The sequence below is a fragment of the Psychrobacter sp. 28M-43 genome, assembly GCF_014770435.1.
Classification (GTDB): domain Bacteria; phylum Pseudomonadota; class Gammaproteobacteria; order Pseudomonadales; family Moraxellaceae; genus Psychrobacter.
On record NZ_CP061739.1, the window covers coordinates 2,891,734 to 2,913,206 of the forward strand.

The window sequence follows — 21,473 nt, forward strand, 5'->3', positions numbered from 1 at the left end:
GTCGGCTTACTCATAAGTATTGCTTGTCAGTTTTTGCCAAACAAATCGCAACTAAAGAGCAAAGCAAGCAATCTCAACCATAAAAAAACGAGATGTATAATAACACCTCGTTTTTGACAAATACGCCGATGTTTATGGCTTAACTGCTACGAGTACGCGAATAGAATCCGGTACTAATGATAAATTACCAAGCGCTTGCTCACCTTGAGCTTTGAGCTGCTCTAAACGCTCAATCTCTTCAGGACGTACGTTTGGATTGATCGTTTGTAGATGTTTTAGACGCTTAATTTCGCGTGACCACTGCTGGCTAAAGCGGCTACTTGCTTGCTCACCAATCTCAGCGATCTGCTGACGAGCAATGTCTTCAGCTTCGTAATAACGCTGTTCAATCACATCGCCGCGTACTTTAATGACTTGGCGGGCACGGTTTTTATCCAATCGCTCAACGTGCGGCATAATCATCTCAGCACTGATACGAGCCGATAAATCACTGCCCTGCTCACTGATAAAGACACGGATATTTTGTGTGGACAAAGTCGCTGGCAGATTGAGTACTTTTGGCGCAATCGCTTCAACACGGAAATTCACCTCTAGCAGCACCATACCTTGCGGAACAGCGGCACTTTTTAGCATAGCAACTGTCGTATTACCAAAGGTGCTAGTGCTGGCTAGCTCATAAATCGCACGCATCAATGGATGCTCGTGAGTGATGAATTCGATATCTTCACGCTGAAGTGCTTGCTCACGCTCGAAGGTCAACGTCATACCGTCTTCATCACCAAGCGGCAAGCCATCGATATAGTCACTGATCTCGGTGCTATCGATAGGTGCAATCACCCACGAGCCATCACGCTGAATATTGTGATCGATATTGGCAGACGCAAAGAAACGCTCGATGAAGTGCGGCAGCAAATTGTTACCATCAAAGTCACGCATAGCATCAGCGATACGACCTGCAACACGCGGACGGCATGAGTTGTACTCTAGCAGGCGATCACGACCAGCTTGTAGCTGTGCTTCTAGTCCCAAACGTGTCTGTAGCGCCTCGTCAATAATGTCTTGCAAGATGACATTATTTTCAGCGGTATCAGCACCCTCAAGCATTGGCTTAAGCTCTTGGATATATTGCTCTTGTACGCTTTGGGCAGTTGGCGATATCTGATTGAACATGTTCAGCGCATCGTTATACCACTGATACAGACGCTCTTGCGCTGTACCTTGCACATAAGGCACATGTAGCATGATTTGCTGCGTCTGACCGATACGATCTAGACGGCCGATACGCTGCTCTAACGTATCTGGATTAGCAGGTAGATCCCATAGTATCAACTGACTTGCAAACTGGAAGTTGCGACCTTCTGAACCAATTTCTGAACACAGTAGTATCTGCGCACCTTCACTATCTGCAAAGAATGCGGCCGCTTGGTCACGCTCAAGCAAAGTCATCTGCTCAGTAAAGATAGCTGTTTTGATACCGGCATGCAGACGCAATACCGCTTCTAAACTCTCTACCGTCGCACCACTACGAGCAATTAATAGGACTTTTTGATGCTTAAGCTCACCGCGCAAAATATCAATCAACCAAGAAACACGTGGATCATCTTCTAGCCAGCCACCGTCTGGTTGGTTTTCTTCGCCCCATAGCTGCTCACGCAACTTACCATTGGTTTGATAGCTGTCTTTCCATGCCTCAGGAAGTGGCAATGGATATGGTTGGCTGCTACGACCATAGAATCCTTTGACACTCTCACGAGTATTACGGAACAAAATACGACCTGTACCATGACGATCTAGTAGCTCGTTTAGTGCATGTGTACGCAGTTTTTCATCTTCATTGATTGAAGATAACTCATCAACACTAATGTCTAGTAAGCTACTTAAAGCAGCGATTTGACCTTCATTCAGTGGCTTTTCTTCTATTAAGACACTAGCAACTGCTGCTGTCTCTGCAAAAGCTTCTTGGCCATCGATAAACTCATCCAAATCATCAAAGCGATCTGGATCAAGCAGACGCAGACGGGCAAAGTGGCTTTGCGCACCAAGCTGCTCTGGCGTTGCTGTTAATAGCATCACACCCGGCGTTTCTTCGGCGAAATCCGCAATCAGGTCATACTTATCATTGCCGCCCTGTGCTTCATCCCAATGCAGATGATGCGCTTCATCAACGACCAATAAATCAAACCCTGCATCCATCGCTTGGTCGTATAAGTCTGGGTGGTCGAGTAACAGATCCATACCACCAATAATACATTGCTCAGTGGCAAAGACATTTTGTTCAGGATCGTGTTCTTTAATAGCCGCAGTACGCACCAAATCAAACAAGGCAAAGTTTAGGTTAAAGCGACGACGCAGCTCAATCATCCATTGATACTGCAAGCTATCAGGTACTAAAATCAACACACGCTCAGCTTTGCCTGTTAGCAACTGCTGGTGAATAATCATGCCCGCTTCGATGGTTTTACCAAGGCCAACTTCATCAGCCAGTAGTACACGCGGTGCGATACGCTTACCGACTTCATGTGCGATATATAGCTGATGCTCGATGATATCGACACGTGCACCCATTAGACCTTTTAGTGGATGACCTGCTAGCGCTGACTGCATGCGCAGGATATCTTGACGCAGCTCATACCAATCACCACGTTCAATACGGCCAGCAAGCAAACGCTCAAGTGGCTTGGCCAACGTGATATTGGCAGCAAGGCGGGTTTCCATGATGCCGCGCTCGTGCTCATCGACACCATATTTGAGTACACCCATCACCTCGTCAACAGCATTGACCGTATAGCTTTTGCCATCTTGATCGTAGATGCTATCGCCTACTTTAAACACCACGCGCGATAATGGCGCAGAGTTTTTTGCGTAGACGCGTGTCTCTTCACTTTGCGGAAATAAAATATGCACACATCGGTCGTCAACATCGATGACCACACCTAAGCCAAGCTCAGACTCCGTATCAGATAAATAACGTTGACCAACGGCGAATTCAGTACTGTGCAATGAAGCAATAGAGATAGTCATAAGGCGATGTCTTTTGTACTCAAATAATGAAATTTAGATAGCAATGGTAGATTGTGATAGCGGTAAGATTACAAAGAACATAAATCGTCAATAGACGCAAAATAAATGTCGTAATCTTAGTAGAGCCAGCAGCTCAGTCACACCATTATATAACGTTAGCGGGTAGATGAGTGCGTTAAGTTGAATTTTCAAGAGGCAGCTTGCGATAGCTATGACTTTATAAGCTATTTAATCGATACTATGTTAGACAAATACACGATTGTTGAATAATAAAGATTGTCCTTCTTTATCAGCAGCTTATATCTATTCGATCGATATTTGGCCGATTCGTTTTTGACTAAAAATACCAACGTGCTACATTAAGCCGATAAGGATTCATGCGATAGCCATTTATTCGCTAATTATCTATAAGACAACAATAAGTAAGGACTAGCCATGCAAGCCGTTTTTTTAGATAAAGGTACTTTTTCTGAAGGTATTGACCTGCCCGCGCCAATGGGTGTGAGCGATTACATCACTTATAATGACACGCCAAAAGACACGGCTGTTATCATTGAGCGTTGCAAAGATGCTGACATTATTATCACCAATAAAGTGCAAATCGGTGCAGAAGTCATAGAGCAACTACCAAAACTTAAGCTTATTCAACTGACTGCTACTGGCATGAATAACGTTGATCAAGCCGCTTGCGATAAGCACGGTGTTGCGCTGTTCAATGTCGCTGGTTATGCGGTCAAAAGCGTGCCCGAGCATACCTTTATGTTAATGTTAAATGCAATGCGCGCAGGCATCCATTACCATCAAAAAGTCGCTGATGGCACGTGGCTGGCAAACGGTAATTTTTGTCTGCTGGATATTCCGTTGATAGATTTGGAAGATAAGACACTAGGTATCATCGGTATTGGCACCATCGGCAAACGCGTAACCGAAATTGCTCGTGCCTTTGGTATGACCGTACTATGGGCAGAGCACCAAGGACGCGAACCACGCAGCGACGACTATACCGCGTTTGATGAAGTATTAGCGCGTGCGGATGTGATCAGTCTGCACTGTCCATTGAATGAACAAACTGAGCATCTTATTAATAAAGACACTCTGGCGAAAATGGTTAAAAAACCGCTCATCGTCAACGTCGCACGTGGCGGCATCGTTGATAGCCAGGCATTAACTAACGCGATTAATAGTGAGCAAATCATCGGCTATGCTAGCGATGTGTTTGAACAAGAACCAATCGCTGACGATGACCCGTTGCTCAGTATCAGCGACCATCCACGTGTTATCTTTAGTCCACACAATGCATGGGGCAGCAAAAGCGCCCAAGAGACCTTATGGCAGATGTTAAGCAAGCAAGTGGCCGATTTCATCGACAACCATCATTAATAATTACCAATATGCTAACGACTAAATCGTAACCAGTCGTCTTTTATCTTGCGATACTTAAGCATGATTCGATCGCTTAGATAGTTGTTGGTCACAAACCAAGGATAGCGATCGCCTTGCTTAGGTAGCTCGTCTTTGCCGCGTCTGACATAACCAGACGATAACGAACCCATTACAGTATCTGCTTGAGCATAGGCTGTCATATCGGCAGTCTGTGCTTGTGGTAATGCGACTTGATAGCGATTTTTGTGCATATACCCCAGCAGCCTCACTACATATTGACAAGCCAAATCGATTTTTAGTGTCCACGAAGCATTGGTATAGCCAAACAGTGCTACCAGATTAGGTATGCCTTCTATCATGACCGCTTTGTAGGTCATACGCGTGCCAATATCGACAGCTTGACCATCGATATATACCGCAGCCCCGCCCAACATCTGTAGCTTTAAGCCAGTCGCAGTCACGATGATATCAGCGTCGAGATGCTGGCCAGATTGCAGCATAACTCCTGTCTCAGTAAAGTGGCTGATTTGATCGGTCACTACTGTTGCGCGTTTGTCCTGCAGGGCTTTGAATAAATCACCGTCAGGTACCGCACATACTCGTTGATCCCATGGATTATAGTCAGGCATGAAGTGTTTACTATCAACGCCGCTACCCTTTAACTCTTTTTTCACCCCATTTTTTAAGACTGCTTTCATCACCTTGGGTGCATGAGTCGCAACTTTGTACAGGCCTTGCTGTCTCAACACATTGCGCGCACGCAGTACCGTATAAGCTTGCTCTTTTGATAATGGTGAAAACTTGCCTGATAACCAGTCAATAGCATGATCATCACCCGGCACGCTTGCCACATAGGTCGGCGTACGCTGCAGCATCGTGACATGACTCGCACACTGATTACTATCTTTATCTACTAACGCAGGTAGCAACGTCATCGCCGTGGCACCACTACCAATAACGACAACTTCTTTATCATTATAGTCTAGATTATTCCAATGCTGTGGATGAACGATTTGACCGTGAAAATCCTCCTCTCCATCAAAATGAGGGCGATAGCCTTGCTCATAGTCATAATAACCCGTGGCACCTACGATAAACTTGGCAGTCTTAACAAACCTCTCACCGTTTGCATGATTTTTGATGGTTGCTGACCACTGTTGATCCTCACTAGACCATGATATCTGCTGAACTTCATGCTGATAATGGATATGTTCGGTCACCCCAAACTCACGTGCCGTATCAGCGATATAACGTTTGATATCATCGCCTGCTGCAAGCATTCTATAATCAAGCCACGGCCTAAAGTTATAGCCAAAGGTCAAGGCGTCAGAGTCAGAGCGAATCCCCGGATAGGTAAATAAATCCCATGTACCACCCAAATCAGCACGCTTTTCTAAGATAGCAAAGCGCTGTGGAAGTTTTTGCTTATTAGTCGGCTTTACCTGCTTTTGCTTTTTTAGAGCTTTATGACCGAATAGGCCTTTATGCTGTTGCTGTAAACGGCAAGCCATGCCAATACCTGCGATACCTGCACCGATGATCAATACTTCATAGTCGGCTACTTTATCCGTCTTTGACTTTTTACCTTTAAGGCGGTTTTTGATAGCCTGTCTGGTAATGGTGATATCAAGCATACTTTCATCCTTGTGTTTGCATGACTGGCATTTTATAACTGGTTTTAGAGCCGTTGTTTATCGCATCTATTAACAGCAAGCGGCAAAGTCTACTTCTTAAAATGGGCAGCGACTCTCCCAGTCCATCCAAGCGCCCAGTACCGGATGCTTTAAACGCAATTGCTGTGCATGTAAGTTGAGCCTCGGGGCTATCTCTAGTGCAGCACCTTCCGCATAAATCGGATCGCCAATCATCACATGATCGACGTGCACCATATGTACGCGTAGCTGATGACTGCGACCCGTGACTGGCTTTAGCATGACCCGAGTAACTGCCTCGCCATTACAGGTTTCGTGAGCCACAACTTCATATAACGTCAGAGCATGTTTTGACCAGTCATGGTCGACGATATGACGCGGTTTGGTACTTGGCTCATAGCGTACTGGCACTGATATCTCACCAGTTGCGCCGACCTGCTCCCACTTACCAAAAACACGTGCTTGGTATTTCTTTTGCGGTAAACGCTCGATGAATTGCTTACTGATATTGGTTTGCGCTGCTGCATTTTTTGCAAAAATAAGCAGTCCTGAGGTGTCCATATCTAAACGGTGAATCAATTTGACGGCTGGATTGGCACGCTCAAGACGAGCAAGCAGACTGACTTTGAGTGTTTTACCATCGACGCTTAATAGGCCTGCAGGTTTATCAACTACCCAAATATCATCGTCTTCGTAAACCGTAATTTCTTGTGCAAAATTTTTAAAAAACTCAAGCGGATAAGTGCTTTCTTGGGCATTGAGGGCATTAACTTCTTCATCGGTAAAAGGCATAAATTTAACTACTTATGTAAATTGGTTTTAAGATATGGATTTTTGGTGGCTAATACTTCAGACACGACAGCTATATTTGGCACGATAGCCATTTTATGAAAAACGGTTATTTGGATAAAAAGGCAAAACTTTGATTGATTTTTAACGTTATTAATATCGCTAGCTACTAATCACTAACTACTATATAAACAAAGTATAAAATACGACTTCTATAGTGCTGAGATACATACTTTGATAAGGATAATCGTATTAAATAACAGATTAGACACTCTTGTGCTGCACCGTTTCGATTTATTGTGCTAATACTAGTTGTTAAACAATTTAACCAGCCTGTATCTGTCAAATTAGGGCAAACATGTTAATATAATGGCACATTTTCACCCCTTCTAAACAATTCTTTGACCACCAACTGATTTATTATTAAACCAATATATAGGTTGATGAGTGGTGATAGAAGTAATAAAACAAGAGAGATAAAATTATGTCAGACCTTATTGTACATACTACCGACACAGACTTTGATCAAGACGTTCTACAATCAGACGTACCTGTACTAGTAGACTTCTGGGCACCATGGTGTGGTCCTTGTAAAGCCATCGCTCCTATTTTAGAAGATCTAGCGACTGAGTACCAAGGTAAAGTTAAAATCGTTAAAGTAGACGTAGACAACAACCCACAAGCGGCCAGCCGTTTTGGTATTCGTAACATCCCAACGCTATTTGTATTTAAAGATGGCGAAAAAGTTGATTCAGTAATGGGCCTACAGCCAAAAGCTGAATTGGCTAAAGTATTAGACAAGCATTTATAAGTTACATTTGCCAGCTCTAGATTACCTTGATCGGGTAAAATAGAATAACCGAGAAAGCCATTATCTAACCAAGATAGTGGCTTTTTTGCTTGTTTTTTGTGCAAAAAACTCGATAATGTGACTTTTTTGGCAAAATTTATTGACAACGCTATTGTGAAGACCGTATAGTCTGCTGACAAGAGAAAACCAACTGTTTTCCTAAGTATCTTGTCGCTATTCTCCTCGTGTTTATCAACAAAAACACAATCGTCATTATAAACACCATTGCTGAACAAAATGACTAAACGCAATTACTGATATTGAGTTTTTGACGCAGACTCTTATGTAGCCTTTTTTATCCTTATTTCTTATTACCTTGCATCCAATGATGGCAATGCGTACATAAGCAGACATATAAAACCAAAACTACATAAACTACAGCGCTGTGCACACACCCATATCATCATATTACCGTTATTTTAATCACTGTCGTGACTTGTGCTGCTAATGGCATCTCTCATCTGATCAATTGCTAATGACCTATCTATGAATCTTACTGAATTAAAGAAAAAATCAATCGCTGAGCTATTGGCTATCGCCAAAGAAATGGGTCTTGATAATATGGCGCGTAGCCGTAAACAGGACATTATCTTTGCTATTCTAAAAACCCATGCGCGTAACGGTGAAGCCATCTATGGTGACGGCGTACTTGAGGTTCTTCCTGATGGTTTTGGATTTTTGCGCTCATCAGAAGGCTCATATTTAGCCGGTCCTGATGATATTTATGTCAGCCCAAGCCAGATTCGCCGTTTCAGTCTAAAAACTGGTGACAGTATCGCTGGTACGATTCGTCCACCAAAAGATTCTGAGCGTTATTTTGCATTATTAAAAGTTGGCGAAATCAACTTTGATACGCCAGATCGTTCACGTCATAAGCTTATCTTTGAGAACCTGACGCCCCTATTCCCAACTGAGCATTTAAAACTTGAGCTTGGTAACGGAACCACTGAAGATTTGACTGGTCGTATCATCGATCTAATCGCTCCGATTGGTAAAGGTCAGCGCTCTATCATTGTCGCACCGCCAAAAGCGGGTAAAACGATGTTGCTACAGACCATCGCGCAATCAATTACTCGTAATAATCCTGAATGCTATTTGATTGTACTGTTGATTGATGAGCGCCCAGAAGAAGTCACCGAAATGGTACGTACGGTACGCGGTGAAGTGGTCGCCTCTACCTTTGATGAGCCGCCACAGCGTCACGTACAAGTCGCTGAAATGGTCATCGAAAAGGCCAAACGTTTGGTTGAACACAAGCAAGACGTGGTGATTTTACTTGATTCAATTACGCGTCTAGCACGTGCTTATAATACGGTTATCCCATCATCAGGCAAAGTATTGACGGGTGGTCTAGATGCCAATGCTCTAGAACGTCCAAAACGTTTCTTTGGTGCTGCGCGTAACGTGGAAGAAGGTGGTAGTTTGACCATTATTGCCAGTGCATTGATTGATACTGGTAGTAAGATGGACAGCGTTATTTTTGAAGAGTTTAAGGGAACGGGTAACCAAGAGATTACGCTTGAGCGTGACTTGGCTGAAAAACGTGTATTCCCTGCGATTAATATCAAAAAATCTGGTACACGCCGCGAAGAGCGTCTATTGGACGAAGACAAACTGCGTAAAGTATGGATTTTACGCAAACTACTTCAACCGATGGATGGCGTACAAGCTACTGAGTTCTTATTGGATCGCCTAAAAGAAGCGAAAACCAATGATGAATTCTTCGAGCAAATGAAGCGTAAATCACAAAACTAATTCTTAGTCAGTTTGCTAGACATATTCAGCTTTGATTCAATATTAAGACTACCTATAGGTAGTCTTTTTTATAGCAGTATCGAAGTATTAATAGTAGTATTAAAAATTAATAGTTAAGCCAATTAAACTATGCTGCTCTATCATTCACAGCTATTGCCGATGATACAGTACGGCAACATCGCTTACATCTCGTTTGCAAAGTTTAGCGTTTTTACTACGACTATATTATTAGTAACCGACTATTATGACAGACAGTAGGAATATACTTGAAAATATCATGGACACAGTATTTTGAAGGTATTGCATTTTAAACTTGATGACTTAATAGGTGATAATATGAAATTTGCTAAAACGATCGCAATGACTGCAATTACTAGCTCAGCATTAATCATGACTGGTTGTAACTCTTATAGCGGTATGAGCAATACCGCTAAAGGTGCTACTGCTGGCGCAGCAGCTGGTGCTCTTATTAAGAGCAAAGGCGACAGCAAAGATATCGCTCGTGGCGCATTGGCTGGTGCAGCGATTGGCGGTGCTGGTGGTTATGTTCTTGATAACAACTAAATCTTTCTACGCTGATATTATTTGACAATTGATTGAGTAATATCAGATAAAAGATAATAAAAAAGCCTGCAATTCATTGCAGGCTTTTTTATGTCTTAATTTTTATTATAAGTCCATGCACTAGACTTATAATAAAAAACATCATTAGTAAAATACATTGTTAATCAAATACACGATTATTAATATGTATGGGCATTAAAGTACACCACTGAACGTATCGCAAGATTGTACATTACCGCTTTCTAGACCACGGGTGAACCATTCGACACGTTGTTGACTGGTACCATGAGTAAAGTTATCAGGCACTACTGCACCACCACTCGCTTTTGCCAGACGATCATCACCGATTTGACTAGCTGCATTCACCGCTTCATCAAGATCACCAGCCTCTAAAAACTGTACGCGCTCTTGATTGCGCTGTGCCCATACACCGGCAAAACAGTCCGCCTGTAACTCTTGCAATACTGATAGCTTGTTAGATTGTGCTTGGGTCACTTGCTGACGAGCTTCATTAACCTGTTGGCTAATGCCCAATAGCGTCTGAACATGATGACCTACCTCATGTGCTATCACGTAGGCCTGTGCGAAATCGCCAGCCTTGCCTTGGTTCTCTTCACCACCAGAGCCTTGCTGATCGCCTGAAATGCCAAGATTCTGACGCATCTCTACGAAGAATGACGTATCCAAATAAACAGTCTGATCCCCTGGACAATAAAATGGACCTGTTGCAGAGCTAGCACTACCACATGCCGAACTGACCTGGCCATTAAACAAAATCAATGATGGCTCTTGATAAGTGCTACCAGCTTCATTAAAGATTTGATGCCAGACTTCTTCTGTATCTGCCAATACAACTTTCACAAACTGCGTATCTCGGTCTGTGCTAGTTGCAACCTCAGTAGATGATTCACTACCACCGCCTGTGACCGCTTGGCCTGTCTGTAATGCGGTCATTGGGTTTACCCCAAATACCAACCATAGAATACCAGCGATAATAATACCGCCAATACCACCGCCAATCATCTTACCGCCACCTGTGCTAGAGCGCACATTCGAACTGCCTCGTCTACCTTGCCATTTCATAATTCTATTCCTCAAATATAGATTGATTCACTATTTCTATTAACTACTATCTCTACTAGCCACTACTTTTATTAATTATTACTTATGTTATATATTATTTGGCCAGCTAATTCACGCTATGACCTAGTCTACTATCCTAAAAGCAAGTAGAAACCTATAAAATTGCTAACTTAACTAGGATTTATGTAATACAGGACGATAATCGGACTATTTAATTCAATTCTTACCCATAAGAACGGGGCTAATATCGACAATTCAAGATAATAAATAAGAACCAAAAAAGCTCTTAATCCCTCTGATGTCATTGATTATACGTCGATTAATCTGGCTTCTTGTATTAAAAAGTATATCGAATAGAGAAAATAAAATATTATTTTAAATTTTATTGTTACTTAATTGTACAGGCTATTTCTATTTACTTAGAAAACCTATAGAATGCGTGGAAGCTGAGTAGCTGTGACTAAGACTAGTTGAATTCTGAGAAATCTCGGATTTCGACCTTTGTTGCTGCTACTGCTCATTTCATTTTTCCGGAGAAAACCATATGAAACTTAAATTACTTGCTCTAGCTGGTATCATGACTGCAACTATGGGCCTTACTGCCTGTGATAGCAGCAAAGAAAACGCTGCTGAAGATTTATCTGACGCGCAAGAAGAAGTGCAAGACGCTTCTGAAGAGCTAAACGAAGCTGCTGCTGAAGGCGAAATGACTGCTGATGCTGACGCTGCTGTTGCTGGCGCTGAAGCTGACATCGCTGATGCTCAAGAAGCAACTGCTACTGACGAAATGGACGCTGAAGTTCCTGTAGACGGCGACACCACTAGCGTAGACGTAGCTAGCGAAACTGATACTGCTGCTGTTGAAGCTTCTGACGAAGTAGTAGTTGAAGAAGCTCAGTAATTTATTGTTCATACAATAGATAAACTGTAGTAAAAAAAAGAGAGCCTATGCTCTCTTTTTTTATGTCTATAATTTATGATTTTAGTAGGTTTCTACTTTATAGATAACTCTAATATACGATGCGTGCTGCAATATCTAAATATATAGATGTACGCAAAAATAACTAAGTGCAAATACGCACTAGCATTCTTATAAACTCACGATAAAACAGACACACTATCGTTCAGCGCAGTGCCAAACTAAGTATTAGCTATCAAACAAACGCTCATCAACCTTTTGACGAAATTTTTGCCCTGTCTTGAAAGTAACCACACGGCGCGCGGATACTGCAACAGGCTCCCCTGTTTTCGGGTTACGGCCTGGACGGCTGTTTTTATCTTTAAGCTCAAAGTTGCCAAAGCCTGAAAGCTTGACCTCTTTGCCATCAATCAAACTCTCTGACAGCTCATCAAAAAAGTTCTCCACCAGACAGCGGCCTTCTTGGCGTGTTAGGTTTAGGTGACTCATCAAATGCTCAATCATGTCAGATTTGGTTAAGGTGCTCACAGTACGACTCCTATGCTATGTCGTGATGTCGAATATCATGGTTTAGCGGTATGAGGGTTAAGGCTAGCTATTATAAAGGTTTTTTGACCGTTTTTTAACAAAGTCTTTATTAAAATCCTTTATTAATAACCACTTAACTTATTCTATGAATAGCAATGCTCCGTAGCCTCATGGTAAAAAGGCTACAGAGCATTGGGTATAATACTTACTAAATGTTAGCTGTCGCGCAGCTGTACTGAATGCTGGTCAGTTAGCGCTTGTACCACTTCATCTGTGGCAGTTTTGACGGCTTCGTCAGACAACGTTTGCGTACTATCTTGCCATATCAGTGCAAACGCTAGTGAGCGCTGACCTGCTGGTACTTTGTCACCTTGATAAACATCAAATAACCAAAGATCAGTCAATAGATTACCTGCCGCAGCTCGCACGGTTGTCTCTAGCGTCTGCAAACTGATGTCACTGTCTACCAAGATAGCAATATCGCGGCGTACTTGCGGGAACTTGCTTGGTGTCGTGATAGCATGCTGCTCACGTGCAATAATCAATAGCGGTGCTAATGACAATTGAGCGACCCATGTAGTAGGCAGGTCTAATTGCTTAGCAGTATTTGGATGCAACTGACCCAACCAACCAACATATATATCATCGATATATAACTCAGCGCTTTGTCCTGGATGCAGGAAGCTTAGCGTACTACGCTCGTAGCGGATACGTGCGCTATCGATTTGAGCTGGTAATAGCTGCTCAATATCATGCTTTAGGTCATAAAAATCTAAGGCGCGGTTTTGATAAGCTTGCTCGCTCCATATATCACCAACTGCGACTAAAGCAATACTTGGCGTTTGTACTAAGTCACTAATACTTTGTCCAACAAAGCTAAGACCAGTTTCAAAAAAACGTACACGTGGCTGTTGACGATTTAAATTATATTGCACGCAAGGCAATAGGCTCGATAGCAAGGTACGACGCATAACCGCCAAATCACTAGAGATAGGATTAGCCAGTGCCAACACCTCCCCTAGCGCTTCGTCGTCAAGTAATGCTTCTAGTTTTGCATCACTAAAGCTAAAGCTAATCGCTTCCATATAACCGTTGTCGACTAATGATAGCTTTATCTCATGGGTCAAATCTGCAGTATCATCATAATCCATGCTGACTTGCAAATGTGGCAGGACGCTTGGAATCTTGTCATAGCCATAGATACGAGCAATCTCTTCGATTAAATCCTCGCGGATACTCATATCAAAACGGTAAGATGGCGGCTTACAAATCAGTGAATCGCTCTGCTGCTCTACGTCAAAACCCAATTGGGTCAAGATACGTACCATCTCAGTTGGTTCAATATCAATCCCAATGACATCACGAACTTTGGTTATTGGCAATGTAATCGGTGCGCGTGCTGGCAAATGCTCAAGGTTTTCGGCCGTGACTATTTGACCTGCTTCCCCGCCAGTGATACTGGTGATTAAATCACAAGCTCGTGCCAACGCCAATGCTGGCAATTCAAAGTCGACGCCACGCTCAAAACGCTGTGATGCGTCCGTATGTAACCCAAAACGGCGTGCGCGCGCAGCGATAGCGAGCTGATTAAAGAAAGCACTTTCCACAACGATATTGGTAGTGCTATCAGTGACACTGCTACGCTGACCACCCATAATACCAGCCAGTGCCAAGGCACCTTTATCATCAGCAATCACAAGCTCATCACCGGTCAAGGTAACGGTTTGCTCATTCAGCAAAGTAATGGTTTCATCAGGCTGTGCCAAACGTACAACGATATCACCTTCGATCGTGTCTGCGTCAAACGCATGTAACGGTTGACCCAATTCCATCAACACATAGTTGGTCACATCGACCAAGAAGTTGTGTGAACGTAGACCAGACTGTACCAGCGCATCTTGCATCCATTTCGGCGTATCGATGCTACGGTCAATATTGCTAATTGATTGCAACAGATAGCGAGGACACGCTTCCTTTGCATCGACTGTCACAGCTGGTGTTGCGGCAGTGCCAGCGGTATTGGCCGAGATTTCTGGCATTTGTACAGGTAAGTCGTTAATGACAGATATTTCGCGAGCGATACCACGTACGCTAAAGCAGTCACCACGGTTTGGGGTGATTGAGATATCCAATATTTGATTATCTAAACCTAGATATTCACGAATATCTGTACCAACTGGTGCATCTTCAGGCAGCTCAAGCAAGCCATCTATATCATCGACTAAATCAATTTCAGAAGCGCCACATAGCATGCCATTTGAAGCCACACCGCGTAGCTTACTCTTTTTGATTTTAAAGCCCGCTTTACCATTACTAGCGTCATCGCTTGGTAATACCGCACCAACGGTAGCAACCGGTGCTTTCATACCGACGGTCACATTAGGCGCGCCGCAGACAATTTGTAATGGCTCAGCGTCACCGATATTTACTTGAGTGACACGTAATTTATCTGCACCAGGATGCTGCTCAACGCTGATGACTTCACCGACAACCACACCGCTAAAAGCACGGGCAACCGCATAGCGATCATCAATCTCAAGACCTGCCATAGTCAACTGTTCGGCTAACTGTTCGCTAGTATTTGTAGGGTTTACCCACTGACGTAGCCACTGTTCGCTAATTTTCATAAATATCTCGGATCAGAATTTTATAATAAAGATGTTGGAGTAAAGCTTGGCGAATTCGCTTGCTATAGTCAATCTTATATAAATTAGATACAGCGTCAGGCTCGCTCAGTCTACGATTTGTAGCACTTTCACTCGCCTTCCTTGCATCTAAAATAACTTAAACTGACTATAAGGAAAACTCTAGCCGAATTGCTTTAAGAAGCGCACGTCATTTTGGAAAAATAAGCGCAAGTCATCAATACCGTAATACAGCATCGCAAAGCGCTCGATACCCATACCAAAAGCAAAGCCAGTGTATTTGTCGCTATCGATACCGCAATTGGTCAATACTTGTGGATGCACCATGCCGCAGCCCATCACTTCAAGCCACTTGCCATTGTCATCTAAGATATCCACTTCTGCAGACGGCTCAGTGAACGGGAAAAATGACGGACGGAAACGTACGGTCAGCTCTTTGGCAAAAAACGCTTCTAGAAACTCACTGATTAAACCTTTTAGCTCAGCAAAAGTGCTCGACTCGGTGACCATAAGGCCTTCTAGCTGATGGAACATCGGCGAATGAGTTTGGTCTGAGTCATTACGATAAACACGACCTGGGCAAATGATGCGAATCGGCGGTTCGTTCTTTTCCATGGTACGAATCTGGACAGGACTAGTATGCGTACGCAATAGATAATGCGCATCAAAATAAAAGGTATCATGCATCGCGCGCGCAGGATGGTGCGACGGGATATTCAACGCTTCAAAATTATAGTAGTCGCTCTCGACTTCAGGACCGGTTGCGACATTGAAACCCGCTTGAATAAAATACTGCTGCATACGCTGAGTAATCATGGTTACTGGATGCAGATGACCTTTTTGACCACCGCGAGCAGGCAAAGTAATATCAATGCTCTCGGCCTCCAACTTGGCATTGAGCGCTGCGACTTCTAGTTGCTGCTGTTGGTCTGTTAGTGCTTGCTGAATGCGACTACGCACTTGATGCAACCAGCCGCCATAAGTTTTTTTATCATCAGCATCGAGCTTGCCCATCTGCTTTGACCAGCCCGTTAACGGACTCTTTTTACCAGTCAATTGCACACGCAAATCTTGCAGTGTGCGCGCATCAGTTACTTGTAGGATTAGAGCTTCAGCAGCACTCGCGAATTCGGTAAGCTGAGCTTCGCTAAGCTCATTGAGCTCTGAAGACAAGGTCGGTAGCGCCGACAAGTCGTTGGTGGCAGCAGGGTTAGTCATAAGACGCATTATTCCTGATTTGAACGGACTATTAATTGTAGGGATTTGACCAAATATTGCAAACCATTTATCCAGTTATGTTTATATAAAAGGTTGATATAAAGGCTGGTTAGAAGAATGGCTTGAATATTTAGACGATGATAAGCGTATTTTTACTCGACAAAGTTCAATATAGAGCACGCTTAAAATAATTTAATATAAAAAAAGCCACCGACCAGCGGTAGCTTTTATTAATATCGTACTATTAATCAATATTAGTCCTATCCATTTAGACAATTGCTTATAAATAATTATTTAAAAGCATCATACCTAAAGGACGGTTAATATTTAGGCCAATTCCGCTTTTGCTTTTTCGACCAATGCTGTGAAAGTCGCTGCATCATGCATAGCGATGTCTGCTAGAACGCGACGATCGATCGCGATGTTTGCTTTTTTCATACCATTGATGAAGCGGCTATAGCTTAAGCCGTTTAAGCGTGCACCAGCATTGATACGTGCGATCCAAAGACGACGGAAAGTACGTTTCTTGTTGCGACGGTCACGATAAGCATATTGACCAGCTTTGGTCACTGCCTGTACCGCTACGCGGTAAACACGTGAACGGGCACCGTAGTAGCCTTTTGCGCGCTTTAAGATTTTTTTGTGACGGCGATTTGCCTGTACACCACGTTTTACACGGGCCATAATTTACTCCAAGATTTTTTAATCACTGTTAAGCGAGTGATGATGCCGTTAAATAACAAACATCATTGTCAGATTGCAAAGTCAAATATTTTCAATCAAAGATAGATGACGGTAGGCTATTAAATGTATGGGCACATACGACGAACTGCTGCTTCGTCAGACTTGTGCACCAACTTAAGACCACGCAATTGGCGAATACGCTTAGCTGATTTCTTGGTCAAAATATGGCTTTTGAATGCTTGCTTACGCTTGAAGCCATTCGCTGTTTTTTTGAAGCGTTTAGCTGCGCCGCTTCTGGTTTTCATCTTAACTTTCATGATGATTTGCCTCTTTTTCTGTTTTAGAACCTGGTCGTCAAATAGTCATGCTGAATAATCGTTATATAAATAACCACTAAACCTCTATTTGCCTCGAGGTGGGAGGCGCTATTTTAGCAGATAGTGCCTTGTTTTGCCAAGTAAAGTTTTGGCGAGGTTTTAGTAGACAATAAAGACAAGCAACCAACATTAAATAAGCGATAGCAGCTCTCTTAAAAGCCTTAATAAAACGGCTGATTTTTATTCAAATAGATTGAATGTCAACCTAAGCTGTGCTTAAGTAGAGACTGAGCTATATCTTCATATAAACACCATTAAAACAGCTTATTTACCATGAATACTTAGGCTGTAATGTATAGTTATAACGATAACATTGCTGCTAACCTACGGCATGATAAATAGAACCATATTTGGCCATCACTCTAGGAGATAGTGTGTCAAAACAAGAGTTAGTATTCGACGACGACTTGTTTGTTTTTGAGACAGTGATGCGTGTGCGTCATACGGAAGCCGACGCAGGACAGCACATGACGGTCGAATCTCTGACAGCGCTATTATCCGAAGCACGGCTGAGGTTTCTATACGCTAAAGGTGTTAAAGAAATCAACGCAGACCATCAAGGCTTGATTATTGATAAAGTGCAGCTAGATATTGTAAGCCGTATCCGCGTACGAGAAGAGCTATTATTTGAAGTTGGTGTCGAGCCAATATATGATAATGGCGGTAATATAATCCTAAAGGTCACGCGAATGCACACGGGCGAGATAGTAGCAAAAGCGTGCCAGCATTTTAGAGGTTACGACTTCAACCTCAATAAAGTGACTAAGCTTGACAATACGATCAAAGAAGCGTTGTATCCTCATTTATTTAGACTGTAGAATCGCTTGTTATCAATAGTGTGCTGTCATTTAGCATAGTTGCACTCTATAGCGCATTTAGCTGACATCATATTGCTAGCTGTTAGTATATTGCAGAGCATTTCAGATAATCTCCCCGCTTTAATCATAAGTAGTATAATTGCTTATCACTCTTTTCCACTTTCTACCTATAAGACGACAAATACATTATGACTTTACCTGCTTGGCTGACTGCCGTAACTTTTAATAATGATGGTTTGATTCCTGCAATTGCTCAAGATCATCAGACAGGTCGTATTTTGATGATGGCGTGGATGAACGCTGAAGCATTACAGCTCACCGCACAAACACAGACAGCGGTTTATTTTTCACGCTCACGTGCCAAGCTGTGGCATAAAGGTGAGTCATCAGGTCATACGCAAACTGTGCATGATATTCGTCTAGACTGTGACGCAGATGTGATTGTGCTTAGTGTCACTCAGGCTGGCGGCATTGCTTGCCATACGGGACGCGAGTCGTGCTTTTATCAGCGTTTGGATTTATCAGGTCAAACGCCTGAATGGCAAACTGTCGATAAAGTATTAAAAGACCCTGCGGATATTTATCATTCTCATGAATCTACTAGCGACACTTATGAAACGGAAAACACTGGTGCGAATACTGACTCTGATACCATCCAAGCACAAACTGATACTGCTCAAGCACAAGTCGATAAAGCCTCTGTATTGCAGCAACTTGATAGCGTATTAGCAGAGCGTAAAAAAGCCGATGCCGACAGCTCTTATGTGGCCAGTCTATATGCTAAAGGATTAAATAAAATATTAGAGAAAGTCGGTGAAGAGAGTATAGAAAGTATCATCGCTGCCAAAGATTTTGCTAACTGCGATGAGAGTACAGACAAAGCAAGCTATGATGAAGCGCGTCATGAGCTAATCTATGAAGTCGCCGATGTCTGGTTCCATACCTTGGTTGGACTGGCATGGTTTGATATAGAATCGGATGCCGTGTTAAACGAGCTAGGCAGACGTTTTGGGTTGTCCGGTATCGATGAAAAAGCCGCTAGATAAGCATAAATAAAAAATAAACGTCTATTTTATTTGATTATTGTTGCTTTCACCTATTTGTAATAAGTGCAGGTTATAATATAGCTCTGTTTTATCTCGCATTATATGTCGATGCTTTTTGTTTGCTAGATAGACCTTTTTGCAAACTCAAAGCAGGCATATAAAGACTGAAAACCAAGTCACAAACCAGGTCACAAGGATACCATTATGGGTAGTTTTTCTATTACACATTGGCTGATACTATTAGTCGTTGTCGTTGTCGTGTTTGGCACCTCAAAACTCAGAAATGCTGGTAAAGATTTGGGCGGTGCTGTCAAAGGCTTTAAAGAAGCTGTTAAAGATGAAAATACAGAGCATGCCAAAAAACACGCGGTTCTTGACCACGATGCGACGGCACACACTGAAGAGCGCTCAACCACCAAGGTTGATGATAAGCATAACGTATAGCATCTAAACAGTGACATCGGACCATTATGTTTGATATCGGGTTTTCTGAACTACTTCTTTTCGGCGTTATCGCCCTAATCGTACTGGGCCCAGAAAAACTGCCGCAGGCAGCGCGCACGGCTGGGCAATGGTACGCCAAAATTCGCCGCACAGTCTCAACATTGCAGTCTGAAATAGAGGCTGAGCTTGACTTGGCTGAGACACGTCAGCAAATGCAAAAAGAGCTCGCCAAAATTCGCCAGACCGAAGCTGAAATGAGGCGTGAGATGGCTGAAATGCGCGGCAATATGAAAGCTTTTGAAAGCTCGCATAGTCCTGCTTCGCTAGATTCTGAAACTGCTACGAATGCTGAAAATAGCAAGGGTGACGAAGCTCATAAAAATAACCACACACAAAAGCAGCAATCAGCCACGCCAAAAGCATTCGACTATGCTTATGCCACTGACGAGCAGCCAGATACATTAGAAAATGGCCAATTATCGAAGCGCGGTCACAGCGGTGATAATATAAATGATCCAAATGTAGATGATGCAAATGTGAGTGACAACGCCAAAGCAGCACCAGTTGTTCAGACCATCACTACCCGACCGTGGGAAAACATGTGGTTTCGGCTAGGCGCTTATGACAAAGCACGTCGGCTCCCAATGCCGCCATATATGCCAAACTATAAAGCTGACGCCCTACTCAACAGTCCTGCCAACATGCAGACTTCTGACCATAAGCAGGAGACTGATTGATGCCATTATTCAAGCGCAAAAAAAGTCGTCAAGAGAAAATCGCTGTTTCTGCCATTACTGACCAAGATGTTATTGATCAAGATACTATTGATCAAGATGCCTTTAATAAAGACACCCTTAATCAAGGTGCTGCAGCAACGACCAATACCACTCAAGATAAAAAATCAGATGATGCTTTAAGCCCTTTGGCTGATATGCCTATTACCGAGCACTTGATTGAGCTGCGTCGGCATTTGATCAAAATATGTGTGGCAGTACTGATAATATTTTTAGGTTTAGTTGGCTATTCGCGCGAGCTATACAACTTTTTATCTGACCCACTGGTTGCGCAGTTACCCGCCAACTCGACCATGATTGCCACCGATATCACGTCAAACTTTATGGCACCGATACGTCTGACCGTATTTGTAGCTGCATTTTTGGCGATGCCCTACATTCTTTATCAAATTTGGTCGTTTGTAGCGCCCGGTCTGTATAAGAAAGAAAAGAAAATCGCTATTCCAGTGCTGCTATCTTCTATATTTCTGTTTTATGCTGGTGTGGCTTTTTCCTATTTTATTGTGCTCAAAGGGGTCTTAAAATTCTTTATCATGTTTGCCCCGCAAAACGTACTACCCATGACGGATATCGACAGCTATCTCAGTTTTGCCTTAAAATTATTTATGGTATTCGGCTTAACGTTTGAGATTCCAGTCGTTACTTTGCTATTGATATTGGCAGGTATTGTCTCCATTCAGAGCTTAGAAGAAAAACGTCGTTATATCATTGTGGGCTGTTTTGCTGTGGCTGCCGTTGTCACGCCGCCCGATGGCGTATCGATGCTCATGCTAGCGATTCCGATGTGGTTGTTGTTTGAGCTTGGTTTGTTTTTGGCGAAGATTTTAATCAAAGAAGAGCCCAGTCCTACTCTCGTGTCGACAGACAAAGAATAAAACACTTATCAGTCTAATCCAGACTAAA

At 42.9% G+C, this 21,473-nt stretch carries 19 protein-coding genes; 10 read left to right on the forward strand and 9 right to left on the reverse strand.

Translation table 11 applies throughout. The features are described from left to right. Positions 1-132: 132 nt before the first annotated feature. The gene (gene rapA / locus IEE84_RS12095) at positions 133-3,021 is read right to left on the reverse strand and encodes an RNA polymerase-associated protein RapA (RefSeq protein ID WP_191114341.1); all 2,889 of its coding nucleotides are present in this window, start codon (positions 3,019-3,021) and stop codon (positions 133-135) included. 435 nt (positions 3,022-3,456) lie between these two features. On the opposite strand from rapA, the gene IEE84_RS12100 reads away from it, so the two are divergent. After that, positions 3,457-4,401 (forward strand): D-2-hydroxyacid dehydrogenase, encoded by a 945-nt coding sequence (locus tag IEE84_RS12100; protein WP_191114342.1) that lies wholly within the window; start codon positions 3,457-3,459, stop codon positions 4,399-4,401. A gap of 14 nt (positions 4,402-4,415) precedes the next feature. On the opposite strand, the gene IEE84_RS12105 is transcribed toward IEE84_RS12100, so the two are convergent. Beyond that, the gene (locus IEE84_RS12105; protein WP_416383497.1) at positions 4,416-5,915 is read right to left on the reverse strand and encodes a flavin-containing monooxygenase; all 1,500 of its coding nucleotides are present in this window, start codon (positions 5,913-5,915) and stop codon (positions 4,416-4,418) included. A 219-nt stretch (positions 5,916-6,134) separates the two neighbouring features. Further along, the gene (locus tag IEE84_RS12110) at positions 6,135-6,848 is read right to left on the reverse strand and encodes an RluA family pseudouridine synthase (protein WP_191114344.1); all 714 of its coding nucleotides are present in this window, start codon (positions 6,846-6,848) and stop codon (positions 6,135-6,137) included. A 481-nt stretch (positions 6,849-7,329) separates the two neighbouring features. On the opposite strand from IEE84_RS12110, the gene trxA reads away from it, so the two are divergent. The 3 genes from trxA to IEE84_RS12125 all read left to right on the forward strand — a co-directional run bounded on the left by trxA (position 7,330) and on the right by IEE84_RS12125 (position 10,014). Beyond that, complete coding sequence (trxA, locus tag IEE84_RS12115; protein ID WP_057761928.1) at positions 7,330-7,656, forward strand: thioredoxin; 327 nt, start codon at positions 7,330-7,332, stop codon at positions 7,654-7,656. A gap of 525 nt (positions 7,657-8,181) precedes the next feature. Then, a complete protein-coding gene (rho, locus tag IEE84_RS12120; RefSeq protein ID WP_055125334.1) occupies positions 8,182-9,450 on the forward strand; it encodes a transcription termination factor Rho in 1,269 nt (422 codons plus the stop codon). A 336-nt stretch (positions 9,451-9,786) separates the two neighbouring features. Next, a complete protein-coding gene (locus IEE84_RS12125) occupies positions 9,787-10,014 on the forward strand; it encodes a hypothetical protein (protein ID WP_057761930.1) in 228 nt (75 codons plus the stop codon). Positions 10,015-10,209: 195 nt separating this feature from the next. On the opposite strand, the gene ypfJ is transcribed toward IEE84_RS12125, so the two are convergent. Next, positions 10,210-11,097: a KPN_02809 family neutral zinc metallopeptidase gene (gene ypfJ, locus IEE84_RS12130; protein ID WP_191114345.1), complete on the reverse strand. Its 888-nt coding sequence runs from the start codon at positions 11,095-11,097 to the stop codon at positions 10,210-10,212. 544 nt (positions 11,098-11,641) lie between these two features. On the opposite strand from ypfJ, the gene IEE84_RS12135 reads away from it, so the two are divergent. Further along, entirely contained in the window at positions 11,642-11,998 is a 357-nt protein-coding gene (locus IEE84_RS12135; protein WP_165598186.1) for a hypothetical protein, read from the forward strand. Between the two features lie 246 nt (positions 11,999-12,244). On the opposite strand, the gene IEE84_RS12140 is transcribed toward IEE84_RS12135, so the two are convergent. The 5 genes from IEE84_RS12140 to rpmI form a co-directional block, all read right to left on the reverse strand. Further along, positions 12,245-12,544, reverse strand: coding sequence for an integration host factor subunit alpha (locus IEE84_RS12140; protein ID WP_057761935.1), 300 nt, complete (start codon positions 12,542-12,544; stop codon positions 12,245-12,247). Between the two features lie 215 nt (positions 12,545-12,759). Next, on the reverse strand, positions 12,760-15,171 hold the full coding sequence (gene pheT / locus IEE84_RS12145; RefSeq protein WP_191114346.1) for a phenylalanine--tRNA ligase subunit beta: 2,412 nt from the start codon (positions 15,169-15,171) through the stop codon (positions 12,760-12,762). Positions 15,172-15,351: 180 nt separating this feature from the next. Further along, on the reverse strand, positions 15,352-16,407 hold the full coding sequence (pheS, locus tag IEE84_RS12150; protein WP_191114347.1) for a phenylalanine--tRNA ligase subunit alpha: 1,056 nt from the start codon (positions 16,405-16,407) through the stop codon (positions 15,352-15,354). A 327-nt stretch (positions 16,408-16,734) separates the two neighbouring features. Further along, entirely contained in the window at positions 16,735-17,091 is a 357-nt protein-coding gene (gene rplT / locus IEE84_RS12155) for a 50S ribosomal protein L20 (RefSeq protein ID WP_011281252.1), read from the reverse strand. A gap of 119 nt (positions 17,092-17,210) precedes the next feature. After that, on the reverse strand, positions 17,211-17,408 hold the full coding sequence (gene rpmI / locus IEE84_RS12160) for a 50S ribosomal protein L35 (RefSeq protein ID WP_057761939.1): 198 nt from the start codon (positions 17,406-17,408) through the stop codon (positions 17,211-17,213). Between the two features lie 434 nt (positions 17,409-17,842). On the opposite strand from rpmI, the gene IEE84_RS12165 reads away from it, so the two are divergent. The 5 genes from IEE84_RS12165 to tatC all read left to right on the forward strand — a co-directional run bounded on the left by IEE84_RS12165 (position 17,843) and on the right by tatC (position 21,445). Beyond that, positions 17,843-18,286 (forward strand): thioesterase family protein, encoded by a 444-nt coding sequence (locus IEE84_RS12165; RefSeq protein ID WP_191114348.1) that lies wholly within the window; start codon positions 17,843-17,845, stop codon positions 18,284-18,286. A 188-nt stretch (positions 18,287-18,474) separates the two neighbouring features. After that, the gene (gene hisIE, locus IEE84_RS12170; RefSeq protein ID WP_191114349.1) at positions 18,475-19,332 is read left to right on the forward strand and encodes a bifunctional phosphoribosyl-AMP cyclohydrolase/phosphoribosyl-ATP diphosphatase HisIE; all 858 of its coding nucleotides are present in this window, start codon (positions 18,475-18,477) and stop codon (positions 19,330-19,332) included. Between the two features lie 204 nt (positions 19,333-19,536). Continuing rightward, positions 19,537-19,776 (forward strand): Sec-independent protein translocase subunit TatA, encoded by a 240-nt coding sequence (tatA, locus tag IEE84_RS12175; protein ID WP_057761945.1) that lies wholly within the window; start codon positions 19,537-19,539, stop codon positions 19,774-19,776. Between the two features lie 26 nt (positions 19,777-19,802). Then, on the forward strand, positions 19,803-20,513 hold the full coding sequence (tatB, locus tag IEE84_RS12180) for a Sec-independent protein translocase protein TatB (RefSeq protein WP_191114350.1): 711 nt from the start codon (positions 19,803-19,805) through the stop codon (positions 20,511-20,513). Further along, the gene (gene tatC / locus IEE84_RS12185; RefSeq protein ID WP_191114351.1) at positions 20,513-21,445 is read left to right on the forward strand and encodes a twin-arginine translocase subunit TatC; all 933 of its coding nucleotides are present in this window, start codon (positions 20,513-20,515) and stop codon (positions 21,443-21,445) included. The genes tatB and tatC overlap by 1 nt, the downstream gene beginning before the upstream one ends. The last annotated feature ends 28 nt before the right edge of the window (positions 21,446-21,473 follow it).